This is a genomic window from Algibacter sp. L4_22 (assembly GCF_023473045.1).
In the GTDB taxonomy this organism is placed as follows: Bacteria; Bacteroidota; Bacteroidia; order Flavobacteriales; family Flavobacteriaceae; genus Algibacter.
Genome location: NZ_JAMCOK010000001.1, coordinates 78,761 through 104,904 on the forward strand (window position 1 = coordinate 78,761; position 26,144 = coordinate 104,904).

General features: G+C 31.7%; 24 protein-coding genes. 7 read left to right on the forward strand and 17 right to left on the reverse strand.

The window, feature by feature from the left end; genetic code table 11:
* The first annotated feature begins 56 nt into the window (after positions 1 to 56).
* Both M4I23_RS00350 and M4I23_RS00355 read left to right on the forward strand, forming a co-directional pair.
* Positions 57 to 977: a lysylphosphatidylglycerol synthase domain-containing protein gene (locus M4I23_RS00350; RefSeq protein WP_249753065.1), complete on the forward strand. Its 921-nt coding sequence runs from the start codon at positions 57 to 59 to the stop codon at positions 975 to 977.
* Positions 974 to 2,098, forward strand: coding sequence for a glycosyltransferase (locus tag M4I23_RS00355; RefSeq protein ID WP_249753066.1), 1,125 nt, complete (start codon positions 974 to 976; stop codon positions 2,096 to 2,098). Before M4I23_RS00350 ends, M4I23_RS00355 begins: the two co-directional genes overlap by 4 nt.
* Before the next feature lie 44 nt (positions 2,099 to 2,142).
* On the opposite strand, the gene M4I23_RS00360 is transcribed toward M4I23_RS00355, so the two are convergent.
* The 3 genes from M4I23_RS00360 to M4I23_RS00370 all read right to left on the reverse strand — a co-directional run bounded on the left by M4I23_RS00360 (position 2,143) and on the right by M4I23_RS00370 (position 4,570).
* Positions 2,143 to 2,619 (reverse strand): hypothetical protein, encoded by a 477-nt coding sequence (locus M4I23_RS00360; protein WP_249753067.1) that lies wholly within the window; start codon positions 2,617 to 2,619, stop codon positions 2,143 to 2,145.
* Positions 2,620 to 2,783: 164 nt separating this feature from the next.
* A complete protein-coding gene (locus M4I23_RS00365) occupies positions 2,784 to 4,208 on the reverse strand; it encodes a M56 family metallopeptidase (RefSeq protein WP_249753068.1) in 1,425 nt (474 codons plus the stop codon).
* Positions 4,205 to 4,570: a BlaI/MecI/CopY family transcriptional regulator gene (locus tag M4I23_RS00370; RefSeq protein ID WP_158845709.1), complete on the reverse strand. Its 366-nt coding sequence runs from the start codon at positions 4,568 to 4,570 to the stop codon at positions 4,205 to 4,207. Before M4I23_RS00370 ends, M4I23_RS00365 begins: the two co-directional genes overlap by 4 nt.
* Positions 4,571 to 4,711: 141 nt before the next feature.
* On the opposite strand from M4I23_RS00370, the gene M4I23_RS00375 reads away from it, so the two are divergent.
* A complete protein-coding gene (locus M4I23_RS00375; RefSeq protein ID WP_249753069.1) occupies positions 4,712 to 5,215 on the forward strand; it encodes a DUF456 domain-containing protein in 504 nt (167 codons plus the stop codon).
* 266 nt (positions 5,216 to 5,481) lie between these two features.
* Here M4I23_RS00375 and M4I23_RS00380 read toward each other — a convergent pair whose 3' ends face one another.
* The 5 genes from M4I23_RS00380 to M4I23_RS00400 form a co-directional block, all read right to left on the reverse strand.
* Complete coding sequence (locus tag M4I23_RS00380; protein ID WP_158845715.1) at positions 5,482 to 6,156, reverse strand: response regulator; 675 nt, start codon at positions 6,154 to 6,156, stop codon at positions 5,482 to 5,484.
* 9 nt (positions 6,157 to 6,165) lie between these two features.
* Positions 6,166 to 7,995 (reverse strand): tetratricopeptide repeat-containing sensor histidine kinase, encoded by a 1,830-nt coding sequence (locus M4I23_RS00385; RefSeq protein WP_249753070.1) that lies wholly within the window; start codon positions 7,993 to 7,995, stop codon positions 6,166 to 6,168.
* A 67-nt stretch (positions 7,996 to 8,062) separates the two neighbouring features.
* Positions 8,063 to 8,206, reverse strand: a complete 144-nt coding sequence (locus M4I23_RS00390) for a hypothetical protein (protein WP_158845721.1) — start codon at positions 8,204 to 8,206, stop codon at positions 8,063 to 8,065.
* A 46-nt stretch (positions 8,207 to 8,252) separates the two neighbouring features.
* Positions 8,253 to 8,420, reverse strand: a complete 168-nt coding sequence (locus M4I23_RS00395) for a hypothetical protein (protein WP_158845724.1) — start codon at positions 8,418 to 8,420, stop codon at positions 8,253 to 8,255.
* Between the two features lie 306 nt (positions 8,421 to 8,726).
* Entirely contained in the window at positions 8,727 to 9,734 is a 1,008-nt protein-coding gene (locus M4I23_RS00400) for a LacI family DNA-binding transcriptional regulator (RefSeq protein ID WP_158845730.1), read from the reverse strand.
* Positions 9,735 to 9,869: 135 nt separating this feature from the next.
* Here M4I23_RS00400 and M4I23_RS00405 point away from each other — a divergent pair, with 135 nt between their 5' ends.
* The 3 genes from M4I23_RS00405 (at position 9,870) to M4I23_RS00415 (ending at position 14,209) form a co-directional block, all read left to right on the forward strand.
* Positions 9,870 to 10,685: a helix-turn-helix transcriptional regulator gene (locus M4I23_RS00405; protein ID WP_249753071.1), complete on the forward strand. Its 816-nt coding sequence runs from the start codon at positions 9,870 to 9,872 to the stop codon at positions 10,683 to 10,685.
* Between the two features lie 80 nt (positions 10,686 to 10,765).
* The gene (locus tag M4I23_RS00410) at positions 10,766 to 13,273 is read left to right on the forward strand and encodes an outer membrane beta-barrel protein (protein ID WP_249753072.1); all 2,508 of its coding nucleotides are present in this window, start codon (positions 10,766 to 10,768) and stop codon (positions 13,271 to 13,273) included.
* A gap of 126 nt (positions 13,274 to 13,399) precedes the next feature.
* Positions 13,400 to 14,209, forward strand: a complete 810-nt coding sequence (locus M4I23_RS00415; protein ID WP_158845738.1) for an HAD family hydrolase — start codon at positions 13,400 to 13,402, stop codon at positions 14,207 to 14,209.
* A gap of 81 nt (positions 14,210 to 14,290) precedes the next feature.
* Here M4I23_RS00415 and M4I23_RS00420 read toward each other — a convergent pair whose 3' ends face one another.
* Together M4I23_RS00420 and M4I23_RS00425 are read right to left on the reverse strand one after the other, a co-directional pair.
* Positions 14,291 to 14,959, reverse strand: coding sequence for a bifunctional 4-hydroxy-2-oxoglutarate aldolase/2-dehydro-3-deoxy-phosphogluconate aldolase (locus M4I23_RS00420; RefSeq protein ID WP_087520051.1), 669 nt, complete (start codon positions 14,957 to 14,959; stop codon positions 14,291 to 14,293).
* Between the two features lie 89 nt (positions 14,960 to 15,048).
* Positions 15,049 to 16,095, reverse strand: a complete 1,047-nt coding sequence (locus tag M4I23_RS00425; RefSeq protein WP_158845741.1) for a sugar kinase — start codon at positions 16,093 to 16,095, stop codon at positions 15,049 to 15,051.
* A gap of 160 nt (positions 16,096 to 16,255) precedes the next feature.
* On the opposite strand from M4I23_RS00425, the gene M4I23_RS00430 reads away from it, so the two are divergent.
* Positions 16,256 to 17,278, forward strand: a complete 1,023-nt coding sequence (locus M4I23_RS00430) for a LacI family DNA-binding transcriptional regulator (RefSeq protein WP_249753589.1) — start codon at positions 16,256 to 16,258, stop codon at positions 17,276 to 17,278.
* A 58-nt stretch (positions 17,279 to 17,336) separates the two neighbouring features.
* Here the strand turns inward: M4I23_RS00430 and M4I23_RS00435 are convergent, their stop codons facing one another.
* The 7 genes from M4I23_RS00435 to M4I23_RS00470 form a co-directional block, all read right to left on the reverse strand.
* The gene (locus M4I23_RS00435; RefSeq protein ID WP_158845743.1) at positions 17,337 to 18,101 is read right to left on the reverse strand and encodes an SDR family NAD(P)-dependent oxidoreductase; all 765 of its coding nucleotides are present in this window, start codon (positions 18,099 to 18,101) and stop codon (positions 17,337 to 17,339) included.
* Between the two features lie 49 nt (positions 18,102 to 18,150).
* Entirely contained in the window at positions 18,151 to 19,434 is a 1,284-nt protein-coding gene (locus tag M4I23_RS00440; RefSeq protein ID WP_158845746.1) for an MFS transporter, read from the reverse strand.
* A gap of 136 nt (positions 19,435 to 19,570) precedes the next feature.
* On the reverse strand, positions 19,571 to 20,272 hold the full coding sequence (locus tag M4I23_RS00445; RefSeq protein ID WP_158845749.1) for a FadR/GntR family transcriptional regulator: 702 nt from the start codon (positions 20,270 to 20,272) through the stop codon (positions 19,571 to 19,573).
* 162 nt (positions 20,273 to 20,434) lie between these two features.
* Positions 20,435 to 21,352 carry a polysaccharide lyase family 7 protein gene (locus M4I23_RS00450; RefSeq protein ID WP_249753073.1) on the reverse strand — a complete coding sequence of 306 codons (918 nt, stop codon included), beginning with the start codon at positions 21,350 to 21,352 and terminating at the stop codon, positions 20,435 to 20,437.
* 14 nt (positions 21,353 to 21,366) lie between these two features.
* Complete coding sequence (locus tag M4I23_RS19845; RefSeq protein WP_306799958.1) at positions 21,367 to 23,331, reverse strand: PKD domain-containing protein; 1,965 nt, start codon at positions 23,329 to 23,331, stop codon at positions 21,367 to 21,369.
* A gap of 20 nt (positions 23,332 to 23,351) precedes the next feature.
* Positions 23,352 to 24,524, reverse strand: coding sequence for a hypothetical protein (locus M4I23_RS00465; protein WP_249753074.1), 1,173 nt, complete (start codon positions 24,522 to 24,524; stop codon positions 23,352 to 23,354).
* A 12-nt stretch (positions 24,525 to 24,536) separates the two neighbouring features.
* On the reverse strand, positions 24,537 to 26,138 hold the full coding sequence (locus tag M4I23_RS00470; protein WP_158845762.1) for a RagB/SusD family nutrient uptake outer membrane protein: 1,602 nt from the start codon (positions 26,136 to 26,138) through the stop codon (positions 24,537 to 24,539).
* Between the last annotated feature and the right edge of the window lie 6 nt (positions 26,139 to 26,144).

Here is a 26,144-nt window from a genome sequence, read left to right on the forward strand (position 1 = left end):
ATTTCAATAAAATGTTACCACACAAAACTAAACAATTCTTTTTTGTACTCATTAAATTGAGCATAGTTGTTGCTGCATTTTATTTTATTTATCATAAACTGGTAAATAACAACGAACTTAGTTTTTATGATTTTAAAGAAAATATCATTAAAAATGATGCGTTTTCACTTAAAGCCATATTTTTTTTAATCCTTTTAAGTAGTTTTAATTGGTTTTTCGAAATTCTAAAATGGCAAAATTTAGTTTCAACTCAGGAAAAAACAAGTTTTAAACAAGCTACAAACCAAACTTTAGGATCTTTAACAGCGTCTTTAATTACTCCCAATAGAATTGGCGAATACGGAGCAAAAGCAATGTATTTCACTAAGAATTTACGCAAACGTATTATGCTCGTTAATTTAATTAGTAATTTACAACAAATGGGTGTTACTGTTGTTTTAGGAATTATCGGGCTTTACTTTTTTGTTTCCAAATATAATCTCGATCTAAACTATTATCGCTTATCAAAATATACTACTATTGGCTTTGTATTAATTTGTTTAATCATTTTTATTCTACGTAAAACTAAATTCATCGTTAAAGGATTTTCTATTGAAAAACTGAAAATGTTTATTCTTAATTTTCAAAAAACAAACCTATCAATTGGTTTTTTATTATCCTTTCTACGCTATGCTATTTTTTCATTTCAATTTTACTTTTTATTACAATGTTTTCATGTTGAAATTGATTATTTTAATAGTATGATTGGTATAACATCTATGTATTTATTAGTATCTATAATACCAACAATATTTATATTCGATGTTGTGATTAAAGGAAGTGTAGCTGTTTATTTATTCTCTTTTTTAGGTGTAAATGAACTCATTATTCTATGTGTAATTACCATAATGTGGTTGCTAAATTTTGTATTACCAAGCATAATAGGTAGTTTTTTTGTACTCCGTTTTAAAATGCCAAAAACCATAATAAATTCATGATTTTAACAAGCATCATTATTAGCATTATTTATCTCGCTTTAATATGGCGTTTTGCTTATGGTTTTGATAAAGTCTTAACCTTTAAATTAACGGATTTAGCATCAAAAACACAATTTTCAATACTAATTCCTTTTAGGAATGAAGCCAAAAACTTATCAAGCCTTCTGCTGTCTTTAGAAAATCTAAACTACCCAAAACATCTATTTGAAATCGTTTTTATTGATGATGACTCAACTGATGGTTCTGCTGAAATTATAACCCAGTACTTCAATAAAAAACAACAAAAATTTAAGATAATTGGAAACGACAGACAAACAAATTCACCTAAAAAAGATGCTATTACAACAGCTATAAAACAAGCTAAACATGAGTGGATAATTACTACCGATGCCGATTGTTCGCTACCAAAATACTGGCTTGATAGTTTTGATGAGTTTATACAAAAAACAAAAGCAAAATGTATAGCCGCCCCAGTTGCTTACAATAAGCAAAAAGGTTTTTTAAATCGTTTCCAAACCCTCGATCTTTTGAGCTTACAAGGGGCAACTATTGGCGGCTTTGGGATAAAAAAACCTTTTTTATGCAACGGTGCTAATTTTGGTTATACAAAAACACTTTTTAAAACTGTTAATGGTTTTGAAGGCAACACCAATATTGCAAGTGGCGATGACATCTTTCTACTAGAAAAAGCTGTAAAAAAGCACCCTAAAAACACGCATTACTTAAAATGCAAGCATGCTATAGTAAAAACAAATGCGCAACCTAGCTGGAGTAGTTTAATAGAACAGCGCCTACGATGGGCATCTAAAGCAAGTGCTTATAATAATTTCTTTGGTAAACTTACAGGGCTTATTGTTTTACTAATTAATACCATAATTATTTCTATAATACTGCTATCGTTTTTTGGATATTTCCCTTTAAAAACGCTATTCTATATTTTACTAATTAAATTTAGTATCGATTTTTATTTAATACATAAAACAGCCTCGTTTTTCAATCAAAAATGGGTTTTAAAAAGCTTCATTCCAACTTTTTGTATATATCCGTTTTTTAGTGTTTATATTGCTTTTTTATCGATTTTTAAAACTTATAAATGGAAAGGGCGAGAATTTAAAAAATAGACCACGAACCGATCTTCTAAATTGAAAAGAGTATTCTGAAAACATTATTTTATGTTAATAATGATTGGTAATTCAAATTCTGTTTTAACTTGTTGTCCGCGTTTATTTGCAGGAAAAACTTGAGGCAAGCCATCTAAACTTTTATAAAGTAACGATTCAATTTCTGGAATTTCATGGCGTGTTAAGGAATCTATTTTAGCATTTCGAAGTTTTAAATCCCCAGTTTCCGAAACTCTAAAACTTAAAATAATAGTATCGCTAATATCATGAGTAACTACAATTTTTTCTTGTTTTAAAAACTCCCAAATATGCAAAGTTAAAACACTCTCGAAACAAGATTTCCTATCGGTTTTTGTTTCAATCGAATCGCACTCCGAAAAACTAGGATAAGCATCAACATCACTCCAATTAAAAGTTTGTAGTTCCTCTTTTAAAATGGCTTCTGATGATGTTTTTTTCACATTAAAATACTCGCAAGAGCAGAGCATTAAAACAGATAGAAAAACACAAATTTGTTTCATAGATTAAAACTAAAACCGAAAAGTACGATTTTTTTGGTTTTTAAACTCTTTTTGTTCAGAATAAGGCACTTAATAGCTGTATTGATGGCTTTTATTTCCTAAAATTAGAACAAAATAAAACCGAAGCTCTCTCTTCAGTTTTAAAAACAGGATCTATTTTATTTTTATTCCTTCACTTGAAAAACTATTGGTAACGAATAAGGTACATTTACCTTTTTACCTTTTTGCTCTCCAGGAATCATTTTTGGTAATGTTTTTATAACTCGAATTGCCTCAGTTTCTAATGCTGGATGCGGTGCCCTAGAACGTACGCCTTCTACTTCTCCTTTCTTATTTATTACAAAAACAACATTAATGCGTTGCCTCCCTTTTAACCCTAAGCTATCTGCTAATTTCGTGTTGAAATTTTTAGCAACTAACTCTTGAATTCCTTTAGACATACACGCTTTTTTTTCAACGTTAGATTCTAATCCTTCACAACTAGGAAATACAGGAACATGCTCTACTACAGCAAAAGGGACTTGGACATTATCTAACATAACATCGGAGCCGTTATTTGGAATTCCTTCGCTCCACACTTTATCTTTTTTCATCATAGCAGAAATTAGGTTTTTAACAGCTTCTCTCTCAGAGTCGGAAAACCCATCTCTTGTCTCAAGCTTAGATTGAAGATCAGAAATTAAGATTTCAATATTTGCTTCGTCATTTAAAGTTTTACCATCTCCCTTTTCACAAGACGTATAAACTAACATTCCACATATTAAAGGAATTAACAACGCATACTTAAATAAATAAACTTGTTTTGATTTTGATTTTTGTAACATAACGATTCGTTTTTTGATTAATGATTGATTAAAAAATGGATTGATGAATGATATTTTTTTGGTATCGAAAACTTGAGTTAATAAGTTTTGATAATAAGTTGACTTCCCTTCTATTTTAGCAGCTTCAGCATCGGCGATAAACTCGTGCAGTTCTGTTATTCTATTTTGATAAATATAAATTAACGGATTAAACCAAAATAAAACACGCAACAACTCAAAACACATTAAATCTAAACTATGCCATTGCTTTACATGTATCTCTTCATGTTTTAAAATGATTTCTTTTTCATCTTTATTAAGTATTTCACCTAAAAAAATGTATTTAAAAAATGAAAACGAAGCACTACTGTTTAAAAGTTTAACGATAATAAATTGGTCTTTATACTCCTTAGGATTTGAGTGAATTAGCCTTACAAGCTTACTAAACTTGTAAATAAATAATAACATTACTACCCCAACGCCAAAATAAAATGTTAACTCTAAAAAGGTGAAACTAGAAGGTAAAATGGTTTCATTTATTTCTTCGGCCTTAATATTTGCCTCTGTTTGCCCCAAAATAACAGCTGGTAACCTAATGATATAATTTTCTGGCACAACATTTTCAAAGCGTGCAATCTTCACCAAAGGGAGTACTAACGATATTAATGCTGTAGCTAATAAATAGAATCTATTCCAATTAAAAAAGGTTTCTTTCTTTAAGAATACATCGTAAATTAGTAAAAAGAATACCTGAAAAGCTATAGTTTGAATGATGTGATGTATCATGATTTATCCTTTTTATTAATCTCGCTTAGTATAGATTCCAGCTCATTTAAACTGATATCATTTTTCTTCATAAAGAATGACACCATACTTTTAAATGAACCTTGAAAATAATTGTCTACCAATTTATTTATAGATTGGTTACTATAGTCTTGCTGTTTCATTAACGGAAAATATATATGGCCTTTCCCTGCTTTTTCATAATCTACAAAACCTTTACTTTCTAAAATTCGAACAATAGTTGATACCGTATTATACGCTGGTTTTGGTTCTGGAAACTGCTCTATTATAGCTTTTACATTGGCTTTTTCGAGTTGCCAAAGTATTTGCATAATATCTTCTTCTGCTTTAGTAAGTTGTTTCATTTTTATAGAAATTATTTATTCAACTAAAAACTTAGTTTCACAAATATAACTAAAAACTTAGTTAAAACTAATTTTTTAGTTTAAAAATGTAACATTTGGCATGGTATTTCGTCTTATTATTATAATAACATAACACTTTATATGGATATTATTTTAATTATTATTGCATCTCTTTTTATAATACTAGGTATTATTGGCAGTTTTTTACCAGTTTTACCTGGGCCAGTAACAAGTTGGTTTGGGCTTTTAATAGCACATTTTACAGATGCTGTGCCTATGAACAAATCCTTTTTAATTATAACTTTACTTATTGCTATTGCAATCTGGGTATTAGATTACATTATTCCTGTTATAGGTACAAAACGCTTTGGAGGCACAAAATATGGAGTAATTGGTACAACGGTAGGACTCATTGTAGGCTTAATAACTCCTATTCCTGGAGGTATTATTATTGGCCCTTTCTTTGGAGCATTAATAGGAGAACTTATAAATAAAAATGATGCAAAAACCGCAACGAAGGCCGCATTTGGATCGTTTATAGGCTTTTTAACATCAACTTTTATAAAATTTGTTGTTGCTATAATTTATTTAGGTCTCTTTATTGGAATACTAATTGATTATGGTAGTGCTATTTTTACTTACTAAAGTTTTAAAATGAAGAAACCCTGTGGGTCTCTCACCTCCACAGGGTCTATGTAAATTGCTATTATCAACAAAAAATTGAGGGATTAATTAATTTTCGAAGTGTTGATACATCAAAGATAAAAATATCTTTTCTTTTCAAACTGTGGGAAACCCGTAACAGACTTACGGGTAAATAATACAAATCAAGTATAATCATGCTTACGGGCTCAAAAAAAAAGTAAAATTTTATTAAAAAACTTATACTTTTAACACTTTTGTAAGAATAACTACACGAAACCTTTTTTTCTTGCTTCATTCAACAAAGTCTCGTCTTGACCGTCTTGCACTTCAAAAATATCTCTCAACTGTCTTTTACGTTTTTCTACTGCACTTAAAGAGATATCTAAATGAGATGCTAAGTTTTTAGTTTTTATACCTTGAGATAATAAATGAAGTATTTTCCTGTTTTTATCATCTATAACGATATCACTAACGATGGATTTTCGAATATGATTATTAACCGTACCGCTATAAAATGGAGGATTATTAATTACCGCCTGAAACGCACTAGCTAATTCACTAGACGTTAAATCACTTTTTATTAAAAATCCTTCTGGATCTATAGTCTTTATAATATTATGAATTCTAAAAGACTCATTAAACATGGTTAGAATAATAATTTTAGCGTCTGGCAGCACTTTTCTAGCATACTCAGCTAAATCTTCACCAGAACTCATAATTCCATCTTTAGATGGTGGTATACTAATATCAACAAATAGCACATTATAAGGTAAACCTGCTGCAACCGCCTTATCCATATACATAATCGCTTCGTCGCAATTATTTGCAATATCTATTTCTAATTCTTGGTTCTCTTTTTTAGTAAAAAGCAATGTGTTTTGATACCCTTCAATAATCATAGGGTGATCATCAATCATTAATAGTTTTAATTTTTCAATCATTTTTTTTGGTTAAAGCATTGGCACTTCAATTACTACAGTTGTTCCTTGGTTTTTAATCGAAGTTATTTTTAATATGCCGTTAATATCGTTTATTCTTGAATTCATGTTTTTTAAACCAATACCAGACCTTGCTTTTCCTACATCATAACCTGAGCCGTTGTCTTTAATAGACAACCAAATTACGTCATTTTTTAATTTTAAACTAATATTTACGCTTTCTGCATTAGCATGCTTGTAAATATTATGTAATGTTTCTTGGATAATTCTGTAAATATGTATTTTCTTTTTATTATTAACATCTTCCCAACTTATGGATTCATCATAATTTAAATTATAATTTAACCCATAAGCTAATGTTTGTGTTTCTACAAGTGTTTTAATGATATCTATAAATCCGGAACCAGAAACAAAATCCGTATTTAACTCATGCGATACCTTTCTAATTTCATCTTCAATAGTTTTTAATTCAGTGATATATAAATCCCTAGACTTAACGGCCTCATCACTATTATTTCTATTTAAACTATCTAAACTTAAACGCGTTCCAAATAATCGTCCCAAAACACCATCGTGAAGTTCTTGAGAAATACGCCTCTTTTCTAAATCTCTAGCTTCTTCTATACTTTCATTTTGAGAAAGCATGAGATTATAAATTTCCTCATTTGTTTCTTGTTGCTTTTGAACAAACTTCAATTCAATATTTTTATTTCTTTGAGTTATTACGAGATATAATAAAAAAGAAGAAATCACGACAACAACCGAAATAATAAATAACCACATACGTTCTTTTGTAAGCTGGATATTTTCTTTCTCTTTCTGACCTGTTTCAAAACGGATTCTTGCAAATCTATTTCGAATGTTACGTTCATTTTTTTGTAGACTATCACTCAATTTAATATAAGCATTGAAGTATTCTACGGCCTTGTGATCTTCTTCTATTTTAGACAGTAAGAGTAAGGATTTTAATAAATCGTCTGTGTAGTATTTTTCTGAAATATTTTTTGCCTTATAAGCGTAATATTTAGCAGAATCAATATTTCTTTTATTATCGAAGTAATATTCTGACAAATGCTGGTTGATAATTATAGAATAGTAATCGTCTTTACCTACGCTATTACTAACTTTTAAGGCTTTGAGGTATAACCCAGGAAGTTCTCTCAAGTTACCCGAAAGAAATCGTGTATGCGCATAATTATCAAGCACTAATGAAAATATCCGTGGACGTTCTTTAACAAGATCCTTATTGGATAAAATTTCACTATAATAATTTAGTGCTAGGTTATACTGCTTATTCTTTTTATAAGTATTGGCTAAGTTGTTTTTAGAAGCATCAATACTGCTTTTAACATTTAACCTATATTTTAATTCGAGTGCTTTTTTATTGTATTCTATTGATTCATCAAATTCATCGAGTTCTTTAAAAACAATACCTAAATTATTATAAATATAAGACTTTACTTCTGTAACCGATCTGGTTTCATAAAGAGGCTCTAATAAAGCTATAGCTTCAAAACTAGCAACCTCACTCCCTATAAAATCCTTTTCATTTTTTAATATAACAGCAATACCATAAATAGTACGCGCTAATTTAAAATTGTTACCTAAGCTCCGATATATTTTTTCAGCTTTTTGGTAGTAAAAGTATGCACTATCGGCGTAGGTCGTGCTCTTTCTAAATGTATGCGCTATTAAATAATGGGTATCCGCTATTAAAGAAGAGTCTTGTTTTTTAATATTAAAAACGGTTTTCTTTAAGGAATCTATTTCTAAAAATGCATCTTCCTGCTGGCAAAAGGAAAAATTACAGATAAATAATATTATAAATATACTGAGTCTCAACAATAATGCATTTTATGATTACTTCAAATGTATTATTATTTTCTTAGTTGATTAAATTTTTAACTAGTTATTCGTCTATGTCTCCGCCTGTATCGTTAACTTCTGTTTCATTCCCTGCTAATAAACTATCGTCGTTTAAGTCCTGCTCTGTGCATGATGTGAATATGGTAACTAATAAGGCTAGTATGAAGGTGATTTTTAATGCTTTCATTTNTCATGTGTTTTTAAGGTGAATTGTATTATTTGTTTCTAATGTTTTACTCGTCGATATCGCCGCCTGTAAATTCGTCTATGTCGCCGCCTGTATCGTTAACTTCTGTTTCATTCCCTGCTAATAAACTATCGTCGTTTAAGTCCTGCTCTGTGCATGATGTGAATATGGTAACTAATAAGGCTAGTATGAAGGTGATTTTTAATGCTTTCATTTGTATGTGTTTTTAAGGTGAATTTTAATTTTTGGCAAATGGAATCCTGGCCCCATAATTTGTACGAATTAAAGGGTAAAAAACTGGTAATTATCTTAAGATCAGTGAAACAAAAGTACACAAGAAATTATTTAAATTTCTTGTAAAAAAAGGATTAACCGTAAAAATTGCGCATAAAAAGGCTTAGCCTTACTGAAAAAATAAGGTAATTCTTGCAAGACTTGTATTACATCGAGAATCGAAAGTAACGAAGACAATAAAAAGTAGAAAAATGAGAGTAAAATTTACAAAAAAAAGGTAAAACTACTATAAAGTAGATTTGTTTTTAACAATACTCGTCTTAACAATCTTAGTTTTCACATCGGCATTAGCAGCTAAATTTTGCATTCGAGTAATTAACATTTGAGCTGCACTTACTCCAATTTCTTTTGCATGTTGACGAATAGTTGTTAATTTGGGAATGGTGTGGTTGGAATCAGATTTACTAGCAAAGGCTATAACCGAAAAATCTTTTGGTACTTTTAAGCCTAAATTTATAGCAGTATTTAATGCTATAATACCAGATGAACTATCGGCAGCTATTACAGCATCTACAGTTCTATTCTTCTTTAAGAAGGATTTTATTTTTTTCTGATGATCGTCTTTCTTCTTTTTAATTTTTAAAACTAATGGCTCCTGCTTACCATGTTCTAAAATAGCTTTATTATAACCGCGTTCGCGTAACTTACCAACACTTAAGTCATTAATATTACTAATAAAGACTATATTTTTCCTTTTTTCATTTAAAAGGCTTTTTGTAGCATTATATATCGCATCAAAATCATCAACTATAACCTTGTCGCACATGACATCATGAGCAACACGATCAAACATTACAATTGGCAACCCTTGACTAATGGTTTTTTTAAAATGTTCAATCTCATTATTAATCTGCGTTTCTTCAGCAACCGATAAAATAAAACCATCTACACTACCATTAGCTAGTAATTGTAAACTTTCCTTTTCTTTCTCTAAAGATTCGTTAGATATACACGTAATAATATTGTAGCCGTGTTTTGCTGCTTCAGTTTCAATACCAAAAAGCACTTTGGCTAAAATCCTGTTTAAAATATTAGGAATAATAACACCAATAGTTTTAGTTTTATTATTTTTTAAACTCAACGCCACTTTATTTGGCTTGTAATTATATAGTTCTGCGAGTTCTTTTACGCGTCTAACGGTATCTTCTCCAATTTCTTCGCTATTATTTAAAGCTTTTGAAACTGTAGAAATAGACACGCCTAATTCTTTCGCTAACTGTTTTAATGTAACCATACAAGTTTGATATATAAAGAAGTGTAATTTACAAAAATACTATTTTCAAATTACCTTACTATATATAACTTATAATTATTTTATATTTGTATTTCTTACATTTTAAATTCTAAAGCATTCTATTAAGGCATAAATATGACAGAGCTTACCGTAAAAGATAAAACCAATGCCCAAGAATTTATAAAAATTGAACCTTTTAGAAAACACACTAGAGTAACTAAACCACACAAGCACAACAAATATTTAGAGTTTGTTTATTTCACTAAAGCAACTGGTTTTCATGTTATTGATAATTTTAAAATAGAAATAACGAACCCTATTTTTTTCATAGTAAGAAAAGAACAAATTCATTATTGGAACTTAACTTCAGAGCCCGAAGGTTATGTTATTATTATCAAAGAAGCCTTTATTGAGCAATGTTTAGATATCGAAATCAAACAACAATTAGCAAAAATTAGTGCATTTCCGTATTTAAGCCCCAAAGATAATACTACAATAGAACAGTTATTTCAATTATTAATTACTGAAAATAAAAACAAAAAAAACAAGACTATTGTTGAAGCTTTGATGAAGGTTCTATTAGGAAAGTTACTTCAAATTGAAAACAAAAAGAATATAACCCATCAATCTATTTATCAAGAATTCATTGCTCTTCTTAGTACGCAAGAAAAACTATCGAACAGTGTAAAGCATTACTCCAACTTGTTAAACACCAGTCCGCAAAACCTTAACAAAAGCTGCAGAACCGAATGTAATAAATCGGCCTCCGAAATTTTATCAGACTTTATTTTAAGTGAGGCCAAGCGTTTCCTTTTATATACTGAAAAAAATATTTCGGAAATTGCATACTCACTTTCCTTTCGAGATAACTCACATTTTACAAAATATTTTAAACGTCACGTTGGAAAAACACCAAGCGAGTTTAAAAACAAAACATCATATATACCATAAATTTTTCAAAAACACCATTTTGTTATATTTAATAAGTATAATTTCGCCCTAAATAATGTAGCCAACTCAAATTAATTAAAATGAAAACAAAAATTTCAATTGTATTTTCCCTTATATTTTTCTCAACCCAACTCATTTTTAGCCAAATAAACGGTAAAATTATCGATGGTGATGTAACCGAACCATTAGAATATGCCACTGTTGCTTTGTATAAAACAGGTGGAGAACTAGTTACTGGTGTTGTAACTAACATAGAAGGTGCTTTTTCAATAGAAAACATAAAATCTGGCAACTATTATTTAGAAGCATCTTTTATGGGATACACATCTTATAAATCGGAAACAATTTCAGTAAATAAAAAAGGACAAACGATTAACTTAGGTATCATAAAATTAACTTTAGGAAGCCAATTAAACGAGGTGTTGCTAAAAGCAGAACGCTCTGCCGTGGTACACAAAATTGACCGCCAAGTATTCGATACTAAAAAATATCAAAACGCCGAAGGCGGAAGCGCTGTCGATGTTATAAAAAATTTACCATCGGTTACTGTAGATGGCCAAGGAGATATTAGCGTTCGTGGTAGTAAAGGTTTTACTGTTTTAGTAAACGGAAAACCAACACAAGGAGATGCCGCTTCTATTTTAGCGCAATTACCTGCAAATGCTCTAGAAACCATAGAACTTATTACAGCACCATCCGCCAAATACGATCCAGAAGGTAAAGGTGGTATTTTAAATATTAAAACAAAAAAAGGTGCAACAAATGGCACCTTTGCACAAATAAATGTTCGTGGTGGTTTCCCTTCTATTGAACCTTACAACACCCAAGTTCCTGCCAAACGTTATGGTATTGATGCTACTCTTAATAAACGCACCGATAAGTGGAACATTTCACTTGGAGCAAGTTATCAACGTAATGATAAAACAGGACGTCGTGAAGGTAATATGTTTATTGTAAACCAAGCCGAAAACAAAACAACGTTCTTGCCATCAGATGGTGAACGTAGTTTTGATGAGACAAGTTATAACGGACGCCTTAATATAGATTTTACACCAAATAAAAACGATGAGTTTTCTTTAGGGTTCTTCGCCGGAAAACATACAAAAGAAAGACTTGCAGATATTGTATATTACGATAATCACGCGGTTTCTCCAGTTGGAACAGAAAACAGATTGTATACCTTTGAATATTATAACCATAACTTAAGAATTAGAAAAGGTGATTTTGCCTTAGGAAGTTTTGATTATGCCCATAAATTTAATGATGATTCTAAATTATCAACTTCTATTTTATATGAATACACTTTTTTAGGAGGACCAACGGTTAATGATAATTTAGGCCATCCTGATAATTCTATTATCTATCAACAAGAATACAACACCAACGATAATCCGCTTTACGGTACACGATTCAACCTAGATTATGCTTGGAAACCCTTCTCTTTCGGAACTATTGAAACCGGTTACCAATATCGCGACATCGATCACAAAGGAGATTTTGTTTATGAACGTGATGGCATTTTAGTTCCAGAATTCTCTAGTGATATTCAATTAAAACGTGCCATTCATTCGGGTTACGCACAATTAACAGGTAAAAAAGACAAATGGGATTATGCTGCTGGTGCACGTTTAGAGTCTATGGATAGAACGTATACCGAAGCTTTAAAAAGTGAAACATCAGAAAATGTTTATAACTACGATTTTATAAAATTATTCCCTTCAGCATCTTTACAATACGCTGTTAACAATAAAACAAACATTAAAGCGGCATACAGTAAACGTGTAGAACGTACCACAACTTTAAAAATGAATAGTTTTGCCGAACGTGAGCATTCCGAAGTTTTTGAGCAAGGAGATAACACCTTATTACCAGAGTTTATAGATTTGGTTGAATTAGGCTTTACTAAAAAATTAAAAGGCGGGAATTCAGTTTATGCTACTACATATTTTAGACATGTTGATAACGTAATAAACCGTGTAAATACATTGGCCTACGAAACTAACGGAGCCGTAATTGATAGTGTTATAAACCGTGTATATTCCAACGTTGGAAAAAGTAACGCAATTGGTTTAGAGTTTGGAGCAACGCTTAAACCTTCTAAAAACTGGGCAAACGTTATTGGCGCTAATATTTACAATTATGCTATTGATGGCTTGTTGAGTTTTAATCACAGAGACGGTGTTACTAGAACTTATAATATTGATTCAAAATCAACAATTTATTCTTTCAATTTAAATTCAACCTATTCATTTTGGGATAATGCATCACTTCAATTTACATTCAACTATCTATCGGATAGAAACACTGCAATGGGAGAAGATTCTCGATTCTATTCGCCAAATTTAGCCTTTAGAAAAACCTTTTTAGACAACCGTTTAACAGCAACTCTACAATGGCAAAATATAGACATGGGAATATTAAACACCAATGAGCAACGCATTACAACCTCGAGATCAGATCAATTTTATACCACAACAAATTATGCTTACGAAGTAGATATGGTGTCCTTAAACCTATCGTACACGTTTAATACGGTTAAAAACAAATCTAAATTTATTGATAGCGAATTTGGTAAAAAAGAGTTTTAACACTCCTAATTCTATTAAAAGCTAGATCCTGTAAGTTTTCAAAAATTTACAGGATTTTTTATTTTAATCTTTAACTAACAAGGCTATCAGTTCTAGTTTGTATTTTTGCAATTAGAAATATTTTATATGAATTTATCTGAAGTAAAACTAGTTGTCACCGATATGGATGGCACCTTATTAAATAATAACAGCGAAGTAAGCGATCGTTTTTTTAAACAGTTTGAAGAATTAAAAAAGCGAAATATACACTTTGTTGCAGCAAGTGGCCGACAGTATCAAAGTATTGTTCATAAACTAGAAACCATAAAAAATGAGATTTCAATAATTGCAGAAAACGGTGGATTGATGCAGTACAAAAATGAAATTAACATTTTACTAAAATTATCTTCGGAAGATGTTTTTAAATCTATTGAAATACTTCGGGAAATACCAGGTTCTTTTATTGTTTTATGCGGAAGAAAAGCTGCTTATATTGAAACAACAGATTCTGAGTTTATCTCAAAATTCAGTGAGTATTATACATCTTATGAAATAGTTGACGACCTAACTAAAGTAACCGATGACGATTTTATGAAAATAGCCGTTTATCACTTTGAATCTTCCGAAGATTGCATTTTACCAAATATTTCAGGAATTACAGCAGACTATCAAGTAACGGTTTCGGGGCAAAACTGGTTAGATATTTCGCATAAAGATGCCAACAAAGGCTATGCCTTAAAAATGCTCCAAAAGGATATGGGAATCAACAAAAATGAAACTATGGTTTTTGGTGATTATAACAACGATTTACAAATGCTTGAATTAGCATATTTTAGCTACGCCATGGAAAACGCACACCCTAACGTGAAGAAAATTGCAAATTTCGAAACCAAAAGCAATACCAATCAAGGTGTAGAATCTATTTTAGAAGAATTAATAAACAGTAAATCTATCTAAAACCTTTTATTTATAAAACTGAAAAAGCCTTCCTATTTCATTTAAGAAAAAGGAAGGCTTTTAACTTTATATTTTTTAAGTTTATTTTCTAACCGCTTTTACAATAGCTAAAGCTGCTCTCACATCTTTTTCTAATTTAGCATAATCTTGATTAGCAATAATCTCTTTAGAAATTAATTTAGATCCCATTCCAACACAAGTTACACCTGCATCAAACCATCCTTTTAAGTTTTCTTCAGTTGGAGAAACTCCACCTGTAGGCATTAAACTTGTCCAAGGTTGAGGTCCTTTAACTCCTTTTACAAATTGAGGTCCATAAATATCACCAGGGAATAATTTTACGATTTCACATCCTAATTCCTCTGCTCTAGTTATTTCTGTTAATGTACCACAACCAGGAGACCATAATACTTTTTTACGGTTACATGCAATTGCAATATCTTCTCTTAATACAGGAGTTACAATAAAGTTTGCACCTAAAGCCATATACAATGAAGCCGCTCCTGCATCTGTTACAGAACCTACACCCATTATCATACCTGGTAATTCAGCAATAGCATATTTTGTTAACTCACCAAAAACTTCGTGAGCAAAATCTCCACGTGCTGTAAACTCCATTAAACGAGCTCCACCATCGTAACATGCTTTTAATACTTTTTTACTTAACTCTATATCGTTATGAAAAAACAAAGGAATCATTCCTGTTTCTTTCATTACTTGAGCTACTTCTAATCTTGAAAATTGTGCCATTATAAAAAATGTTTAGTTGTTGAATTGTGTTTTTGCTGAACTGCTAAACCTAATAAACGATTTAGCAGTTCAGCAATTAAACACTTATTTTATCTTGCTACACGTCCTGAAGCATCTCCACCCATAAGTTTTTCAACTTCGGCAACAGTTACTAAATTCGCATCACCTTTAATTGTGTGTTTTAAACAAGAAGCTGCTACTGCAAAATCTAATGCATTTTGGTCATCTTCTGGGTATTTCAATAATCCGTAGATTAATCCTCCCATAAATGAATCTCCACCACCTACTCTATCTACGATATCAGTAATTTGGTATTGACGTGTTTGTAACATTTGCTTACCGTCATATAAAACACCAGCCCAAGTATTATGAGATGCAGAAATAGAACCTCTTAAAGTAGTAATTACCTTTTTAGCTCTTGGGAATTTTTCTGTCATTTGTTGACAAACAGATAAGAAAGCTTCTGCTTTTACATCATGTCCAGCTGTTTGAACTGCTGCTCCTGCTGGCTTAATACCAAAGTGCATTTCTGCATCTTCTTCATTACCAAGAACAATATCACAATAAGAAGTTAATTCAGTCATTACAGCCTCTCTATGAGCATCATCACAGTAATTCCATAATTTAGCACGGTAATTTAAATCTGTAGAAATTGTAATTCCTTTTGCACTTGCAGCTTTAACCGCTTCTAAACAAACATCTGCAGAACCTTGAGAAATAGCAGGAGTAATACCTGTCCAGTGAAACCATTCACATCCTTCAAAAACGGCATCCCAATCAATCATTCCTGATTCAATTTCAGCAATTGCAGAATGCGCACGATCATAAACTACTTTAGACCCTCTTGATACAGCACCCGTTTCTAAGAAATAAATCCCTAAACGATCTCCACCGTAAACAATTTTATCAACACCAACACCTCTTTTACGCATTTCCATCATAGCGCACTCACCAATATCATTTTTTGGTAAACGTGTTACAAAATCAACATCTACACCGTAGTTTGCTAAAGAAACTGCTACATTAGATTCTCCTCCACCATAAATAGCGTCAAAATTATTTGCTTGTGAAAACCTTAAAAATCCTTGAGGAGCTAATCTTAACATGATTTCTCCAAATGTTACTACTTTACCCATTTTCTTAATACTTATTTAATTTATAATTAAAGCTGGTTAATCGTTTAAGCACTCGTTTACAAATAAAATCAAAACCTTATATTTTAAATATCTCGCTTTGATTATAAATACAAACTCAGTATATTTGCTTAAACGTTTAAGCAAATATATAAAAAATTTCATTGTGAAAAAAAAAACGACCATAAAAGATATTGCAAACGTTTTAAATATTTCAGCTGCAGCGGTTTCTAAAGCACTTCACGACGACTCTAGAATTAGTGAAAAGACAAAAAAAGCTGTAAGGCAAGTCGCAAAAAACCTAAACTACCAACCCAATCATTTAGCAAGTGCTTTACGAAAAGGTAAAAGTAATTTGGTTGGAGTTATTGTGCCAAGAACCAATAGCAACTTTTTTTCTTCAGTAATCCAGAATATGGAAGAAGTTTTAAATAAGGCTGGTTATAATATTATTATTACCCAATCGAACGAATCGTACAAAAAAGAATGTGCCAATATTGACACCTTATTATTTACACAAGTCGATGGTATTATTGCCTCTATGGCAAATGAAACCGTAGATCTAAGTTATTATGAAAAAGTGAAATCGAAAGGAATTCCTTTAATCTTATTTGATCGTGGTGAAAACGATTTAAATGTAGATTATATAGGAATTAACGATTATGAAAGTAGCCATATCATTGTGGACCACTTGGTAAAACAAGGTTGTAAACGTATTGCTCATATTGGTGGTTTTAAACGCACTCGAATTTTTAACAATAGAATTCGCGGTTATGTTGACGCCTTAATGAAACACGATTTACCTCTAGACAATGAACTTTTAATTGAAAGTAGCTTAACAACCGAAGATGGTCGAGAAAAAATGACACAATTATTGGCGTTAAAAAACAGACCAGACGCTGTGTATGTTGCTGGCGATTATGCGGCCTTAGGAGCCTTCCAGGTTTTAAATGAACAACAAATTAAAATGCCCGAAGAAATTGCTTTGGTTGGTTTTGGAAACGAACCATTTACAGCTATAGTTTCTCCTGCCATTACAAGTCTGGAACAACATAGTACTGAAATTGGACAACTAGCAGCAAAGACTTTTTTAAAGCATGTTGAGCATAAAACATTTACTCAAACATTAAATAAAATTATTTTAAACGCTGAATTGGTAATTAGAGATTCTTCTGAAAAGCAATAAAGCGCTTTTGTAATTAAACAAAAACGCTTTATTAGATTTTGACTAAATCTATAATTATTTAGATACCTAAAGCTTGTCCACCACCAATTTGGATAGTTTCAGCTGTAATGAAAGAAGCATCTTTACTAGCTAAGAAAGAAACAACACCAGCAACTTCTTCTGGCTGACCTAATCTACCTAATAAAACACTATTTGCCCAAGAAGCAAAAACTTCTGGTTTAGACGCTTTAATTTGTGCGTGGAAAGGCGTATCGATAGTACCAGGAGATACTGCATTTACTCTAATTCCGTATTCAGCTAAATCTTTAGCTAAAGCTCTAGTGATAGATTGTACTCCACCTTTAGATACTGAATAGATTCCAGCTCCAGGTCCAGCACCATTCCATGCTGCATTAGAAGTATAGTTAATTATACTAGGGTTTTCACTTTTCTTAAGGAAAGGAATCGCTGCTCTTGATGCAAAAAATACTGAATCTAAGTTTAAAGCCATAACAAATCTGTATTGCTCAGTTGTCATTTCTTCAAATCTAGCTCTAACACCAATACCACCAGTGTTGTTTACAAGAACATCAATTTTCCCGTATTTTTCACCAATTTTAGTAATGTTTTCAGTTACTGCTTCGTCTTTTGTCATATCAAATCCGAAATATTCAGCCGTAATTCCTTCAGCCGTAAGTTCTTTTACACGTTGTGCACCTATTTCATCTTCAATACCGTTTAATATTACAGTAAATCCGTCTTTACCTAATCTTTTCGCTACTTCGAAACCAATACCACCTGTAGCTCCTGTTATTACAGCTACTTTTACATTTGAATTACTCATTTTTTTAAATTTTTAAGTTTTATTTTACTCGTTTATTTTTAATTATTCTTTACTCTACTGATTTAATATCTTTAGCGAAATAATAAATAGCTCCAATACCAAGTGGTACAAATAATGCAATAGCAATAAATACAGGTGTATAAGATACTTTAGCAACTATAGGTACAACAAAGTTCATAATGATTACCGAAAACACACCAACCATTCCGCCTAAACCGGCTAACGACCCAACATTTTTACCACTAAATAAATCACTTGGTAAGGTTTGTACGTTACCAATAGCAAATTGGAAACCAAATAATACTACGAATACAATACCAACAAAACGTTCTGGTGTATTACCAAATAATACGGTAGCTACAAGGCCTGAAAACATTATAATTCCACCAATTAAAATGGTATACTTTCTACCTTTGTCAATGGAATTTGTTCTAGAAATAATTTGTCCAGAAACATAGCCTCCAATAATACTACCAATGGCAGCACCAACATAAGGTACCCAAGCAAACATACCTACTTCTTTTACGTTAAATCCATAAACATCAAATAGATAAATAGGCATCCAACCTACAAACAACCACCAAATTGGTTCTAAAAAGAAACGACCAACAACAATAGCCCATGCTTCTCTATGCGATAATATTTCTCTTAAACTTAATCCTTTACTGTCTTCTGCAGCATCTCGATCCGCTTGACTTTGACCATCTAGAATATGTTCTTGCTCTTCAGGAGTAATCCAAGGGTGTTTTTTTGGTCCGGCTTTATTAATAAGTAACCATGGAATAATCCAAAGTATACCAAAAGAACCTACAACCATAAATGTAGTTCTCCAACCATAAGCAACAAAAAGCATTGCTATAAATGGTGGCGCAATTACAGAACCTATAGAAGCACCTGCATTAAATAAACCTTGTGCAATTGCACGTTCTTTAATAGGAAACCATTCCGCATTACTTTTAACTCCACCTGGCCAGTTTCCTGCCTCAGATAAACCCAATGTACTTCTAAAAAATGCTAGTCCAATAAATCCTCTTACTGTAGAGTGTAAAAAAGAAGATATTCCCCAAACACCAATACTAATAACATAACCTACACGTGTCCCTACTTTATCAAATAACTTACCCGAAAACAACTGTCCCAAGGCATAGGCTACCATAAAAATGTTAAGAATATAACTATAATGCTCTTTAGTTAAACCTAAAGAGTGAGATATTGAGCCTTCTAGGTTTTCATTCCCCCACATTACTGCTAATGCACTTCTATCTATGTAATTAATTACAGAAGCTAAAAATATGAGCCCAATAATAAACCACCTTAATCCTTTTACTTTCATACAAACACATTTTTAAAATAAACTATTCAACGTTTACTGTTTTATTTGGCAATTAAACTTTTTAATTATCCACTTATAAACTTTAAAATCAACTTATAACATGATAAGTTAACTTTATTTAAGCAAATTCTTCTTATTAAATTTTATAACAATACTGATACAGAATATTAAAATGATCTTTCATCTTCTGTTTTGCCAATACTGGGTCTTGTTTTTTTATGGCTTCATAAATATTAGTATGCTCATCTATTCCAACTACAGCTTGGTTAATGTCACAAACATGATACTTTCCAAAATCAATAATTATTTGCGGTGTAATAGTTAGCATAAATGTATTAATACTACTATTTCCACTCGCCTTTGCTATAGCTAAATGAAAAAGCAAGTCTTCCTGAACAGCATCTTCTCCTGATAAGGCCTTTTCTTTATAAGCATCTAAAGCTGCTTTTATATTTTTTAAATCTTCATCAGTTCGTCGCAAAGAAGCCAATCTAACCGTTTTTAATTCTAGCAAAATTCGAGTTTCTACTAAAGATTTAAAATCAGGATCCTTAAGCCCTAAAATATCATCTATCATCCCATTCATGGCAATAACACCAATATTTGCTACAAACGTTCCACTTTGTGGAATAGATTTTAGTAAACCATAAAACTCTAATCTTTGAATAGCATCACGAACATTAGAACGCGTTACTTTAAACTTTTCGGATAACGTTCTCTCAGCTGGTAACTTATCCCCTGGTTCTAAGTTTTTATAATTAATAAGCTCTCTAATTTTACCAATTATATCGTTTTGTATTATCTGATTATCGCTTATTGTAAGTGCTTCTAACTTCATATGTTATTAAATATATTTACTACTATTTGATTAACAACAAATTAATTAACCAAACAAAAGTGCCGAATTTAAACAAAATCGTTAAATTTTAATCCCGTTTAATCTAGTATTTCACTTTCTTTCATAATTCAAAAATTAAATATATTGCATTTAATTCCTTTTTTAATGTGTTACCTCTAATTCGTAATACTTGATTTTAGAATATGAGCCTTCATCTCTTGATTGAAAATAATTCCCTGCCTTAAAATAGTTTTCGAAAACGCCCCATTTTCTCATATGAATGCCTTCGTAAACCTTGTACTCGTTATTATTTAAAACAATGACCATTTTACCTTCGGATACTTTAACTTCTAACGTAAACTTTCTAAAACCAACTTCTTGTTCAAAATTAAATCCATCATCATCATCCCAAGCATCTTCATGCAATAAAGCCTCACCAGTTGCACTTAAATCTTTAAGTACTTTGGTTTTCACTCTAATTTTACCTTTATCCCAATATATTTTTAATATTGGAGGCGCATTATTGTCTTTTTCACCAATTAAATCCCTTTGTTCATTTGTTAAACGCCCGTGGATTTGCATGATAATAGTTCTATGATACTTGCCTTCCGAATCTTTTGTAGTTTCTCCCATGGCTAGTTTCCCTTTCATGTTAGCACCGTCTGCAAAGGTCCAGTTCGTGTTATTATCACCAGGAACCATTTGCTCTCTTAATTCAGATCTCGTGTACTTTGTATTTGCCGTTGTGGCATTACTCGGAAAAGAATAAAAAACTAATGCTCCACTAGTAGAATCATTATACATATAAGGTATTAACCTTTCGTCTGTAGCGTAATTCAAAATTTCAGGTGGTTCAATATTCATTGCGCCTCCTTTTTTGTTTAACTCTGGTGTTGTAACACTCCAATGGCTTAAATCAATATTTGGAAGCTTAACCTTTTTTCGTTTTTTCTTCTTCTTTTTATTTTCAACTTTAATACCCGAATCTGAAACGTTGCTTTTCTGTGCTTGACAAGCAACGTTTCCAGATAGAAATATCGATAATAAAAGTACTAATAGTTCTTTTCGGATGTTATTCATTTCTTATTTATTGATTAAAACCCTGGAGTTTGAATTGAAACATCATCTAAAAACTGATTATTTGTTGAAGAACCAGCATCCGGAACCGCATAAAACACAGCTGTTGTTGAACTAGCAGTAAACGTAAAAGTATATTCCTTGTATGAATCCTCTTCATCTGAAACAACATAAACGGCATCACTATTTCCTGCTAAATCAGTCTCATCCTGAACTTCATTATTTAATATGTACACGGTAAAATTTTCCGTTCCTTTAGTTCTAACAAACATTGAAATAGTATATTCTACACCAATTTCGACAGCAAAAGGCTGATAAGCTCTACGATCATCACTATCAAATTTTAAAGCATAAGTACCGGAATTCTTAGTTGAAGTAATCCCCCCTGCTTTCTTTCCTAAGGCCTTAAGACCTGCGTTAGCCCACGTATATGGACTATCTGTTATTCCGTCTTTTAATACATTAGGAGGATCTAACTCCCAAGCATCATTATTATCATCTTTATTCCCTGTAAACTCATCAATTGAACCATTTAGAATCTCTGCAGCAAAAGTTGCATTAACTCCAGTTGCGTTCCCGTCTTCATCGAACCCAGGTGTTTGAATTGATACATCGTCTAAAAACTGATTATTTGCTGAAGAATTATCATCAGGAACCCCATAAAATACTGCAGTTGTTGAACTCGCAGTAAAAGTAAACGTATATTCCTTATATGAATCCTCATCATCTGAAACAATATAAACAGCATCACTATTTCCTGTTAAATCAGTCTCATCCTGAACTTCATTATTTAAGATATACACGGTAAAATTTTCTGTTCCTTTAGTTCTAACAAACATTGAAATAGTATATTCAACGCCAACTTCCACAGCAAAAGGCTGATACGCTCTACGATCACTACTATCAAATTTTAAAGCATACGTGCCGGAATTCTTAGTTGAAGTAATGCCTCCTGCTTTCTTTCCTAAAGACTTAAGACCAGCATTAGCCCATGAATAAGGACTATCAGAACCATCTTTTAATGTATTTGGAGGATCTAGTTCCCATGCATCATTATTATCATCTTTATTTCCTGTAAACTCATCAATTGAACCATTCAAAATTTTTGCAGCAAAAGTTGCTTGAACACCTCCTACAGGAACACCCTGTGTAATAGTTTTAGATACACCGGCATCATTTGTTGTAGTTAATGTCACTTCATAACTACCTTCACCAGCATAAATATGTGTTGGATTAACCTCTGTTGACGTAGTTCCATCACCAAAATCCCAACTATGAGAAACTGCTAATATTGATGCATCTGTAAATTGTACGCTAAAACCAGAAACAGCAAAAGTAAAATCAGGAATTGTTGATAAGACTAATCCTTCTATATTTTTAGATACAGAAACTTGAACGTTCAAAAAAGTAGTTGCCGTAAGGGTTGCTTCAAAAGTATCAGCGGTTTTATATATATGTACAGGATTAAAACTAGGATCTTCTTCGGTATCACCTTCTTCAGAATTCCACACTAAAGTCTCTCCATCGCCAAAATCCCAAACTAATGCTTTAGCACCAGAGGTTAAATTTTCGAAAGCAACTTCTGAATCTACCATAGTAGGCGTGAAATCAACAAAAATAGGTGCTACATTTGATGAATCTTCAGCAACTAAACCATCAGAACTTTTTGTAGTTAATGTTACTGTATATTCACCACCTTCAGTATAAGTGTAATCAGGATTTGCTTCAGTTGATGTATTACCATCTCCAAAATCCCATAAATAAGAAGCTGCGTCCGTTGAATAACTTCTAAACACAAATGACATAGTATCATCTGCACTTGTACTTGTTGTAAACAAAGTATTTGGTTGAATATTATTTACATTTCCCGTTGGTGGTATAAACTCGTCATAACCACTATCATAGCATGATACAAGCCCCAAAAGCATAGAAAATAATACAAAAACACTTCTATTAAATTTTTTAAATATTTTATAATTCATAATATTAAATTTTAGAACGTTTATTGTTTAACTGTTATATCAAATGCATCTAATCTACTTTCAACACCAGAATTAGTAAGTAAAATGATTACTTTTTCATTTTCTCCAGCTTCAAAAGTTATAGCGTGCTTTTTGAAAACATCACCTACTCTACCTACATTATTATCCGTTCTAGAAGCAATAATGTTAGCAGCTAACTTTGCCTCATCTAAACTTGTTGCATTTGTACTTACTATAGATACAGTAACATCTCCAAAAGCATTTTCTTCAAAAGCACTAAAATAAGTTAATACGTAGGTTGCTCCTGCAGTTACCTCTATTTCTTGATAACCAGTTCTAGTTCCATCTGCTGGAAATTTCGATGCTTGTAATCCTTCAGGTAAAACACCTTCTGCTTTTGAATTAATCTGAAATACACTACCCCAAGCACTACTGCTAGGTGCTCTCCATGAATCTCTACCATCTCCAGTGCCGTCAAACAAACTATTATCCTCGAAACCAGGCTCTCCAATTTCCGGTTGTGGAATTGTTGGTACAGCTTGATTTACAGTAACTAGTTTTTCAGTATAATTAAATTTACCAAGGTTATCGGTAACCGTTAATCCAACGGTATACTCTCCTGGGCCAGGAAAAGAAAATATTAATTCTTGATCTTGTAATGTTGCTGGAGGTAAAGCCGTAATTTCACTTTCTAAATCAGAAATATTTTGTAATATTTCATCTGAAAGTGCTGCTTCAGCTGCTACTAATTGAGCTTCAAAGTCAACAATTTCTGCTTCTAAAACATCAATCTTAGCTTGATTAGTTTCACATGGTAATTTAAACTCACGTTTAGCAATCTCTTTTTCAATAGCTACAACAGATGCTCTTTCCGCTTCTATTTTAAGATTTAAAATAGGCAAGTCTTTATTGATGAAAGTAACTCCATCTGCAGGAGCTATGGACCACTCATACATTGTTCCGTTTACTGCTAAATTAGAACCTGCTTGAAAATTAAAATCATACTTCGCCCATAATTCATTTTTTTCGCAGTCAAATTCTGAAGTCGTTACGTCGGTTAAGTTATAAAAAGGTGTCGGACCCGTAATATCCTCTAAATCACCTACGTTAGCTAAATCATCGCTAACACACGCTGTTAGGAAAACGAATGTACCTAACACTATATATTTTAAATTAAATAAATATTTTTTCATAATTATGCGATTTTAGTATCCGTTATTTTGGTTATAAAAACCAGGTAAATTGTCTATTTCTCTTTGTGGGAAAGGAAGGTATTTCTTTTCGTTTGTGTAAAACAAACTGTTTTGATTTGAGAATGTTGTTAAAACATCATCTGCCTTACCAAACCTAATTAAATCGTACAAACGTTGATTTTCGTAAACAAATTCAACACGTCTTTCCGCTAATAAATCAGCCTTTGTTAAGTTAACTACCTCTTCAAGACCAGCTCTTAATCTTACTTTATTAAAAGCGTCAATAGCTCTAGAATCTGTGGTACTATCATCATTTCCTAAAATAGCTTCCGAGTACAACAATAATACATCGGCATATCTTAAAACTATCCAATCATTATCTCCAATCTCACCATTTGTTGGGAATTTAACATTAAAAGTATCTTTTGTATTATCTATTAATGTTGCGCTATAATCTAATGCATTAACACTAGCATAGAATCTTACAGGTTGTAATTCTGGATTCATAACTTCTAAAAAATCAAGGGTTGCAATATTTACACCATTTGAAGGCCCTTGCAACGTCATAGCAAAACTATGCGATTCTGAATCGGTTTCTACTTGATCGCCTAAACCACTATCACTAGTTACATAATTGTCACTACTAACTAAATCGTAAGCTATTGAAAAAATAACTTCATCATTAATTTCCAATGCAGAACTGTTTGACCAAGATCCATCAAGAACACCATCTGTATAACCATCAGAAATTGCATTTCCTAAAACATGCCCATAATCGATTACTAGGTTGGCATAATATTCGGCATCAGTTAAAACATCAGTTGTAGGGTTTAAAGGATCTGCATTAAACTCGAACTGCTCAGCGTTATTTCTTTCTGTAAATATTAAATCATAATTATATGACCCATTATTTTCTATTACAGAGGCTAATAAAAGTTCTGCTTCAGCATAATTAGGATTAGGTTGACTTAAATATGCTTTTGCAGCTAAACAAATTGCAGCGCCTTTAGAAGGACGATATCTATTTTGTACACCACCGTCTAAATATGCTATGGATGTTTTAAAATCGTTAATAATCTTAGCATAAACATCGGCTTCTGGTAATTGAGGATAATCTAAAGCTTCATCCTTAGTGATATCTAAAACTTTATCTACATAAGGCACGTTTTGATACGCTCTTACCAAATTAAAATGACACAAAGCTCTCATAAAATAAGCTTCACCAACGGCATATTGCTGGTTTTCTGGGGCTAAAAATCGATTATCGATAATATTATTAGCGTGTTTAATAGTAGACATATTATTAGAATAATATGTTGCTACATCACCATTATTTGCATTTACATTATAAGCATTGATTGCTGGAAAGTTTCCGTTTTCTGAATTAGCTCTTACATTATCAGATCGTAATTCTATTAATAAAAACTCATTTGCTGGAACTTTTTGATACGCATCTAAAACTCCATTTGATAACAACTCAAATCCGTTATCTGTTTGTAGTAACTCCTCTATTGAAAGTGCCGTAGGATTACTAAGGTCTAGTTCTTTCTCACAACTTGTAACTAAAGCTGCTAAAGAAAAACAAACTATTATATTTTTATATATCTTTTTCATAATTAA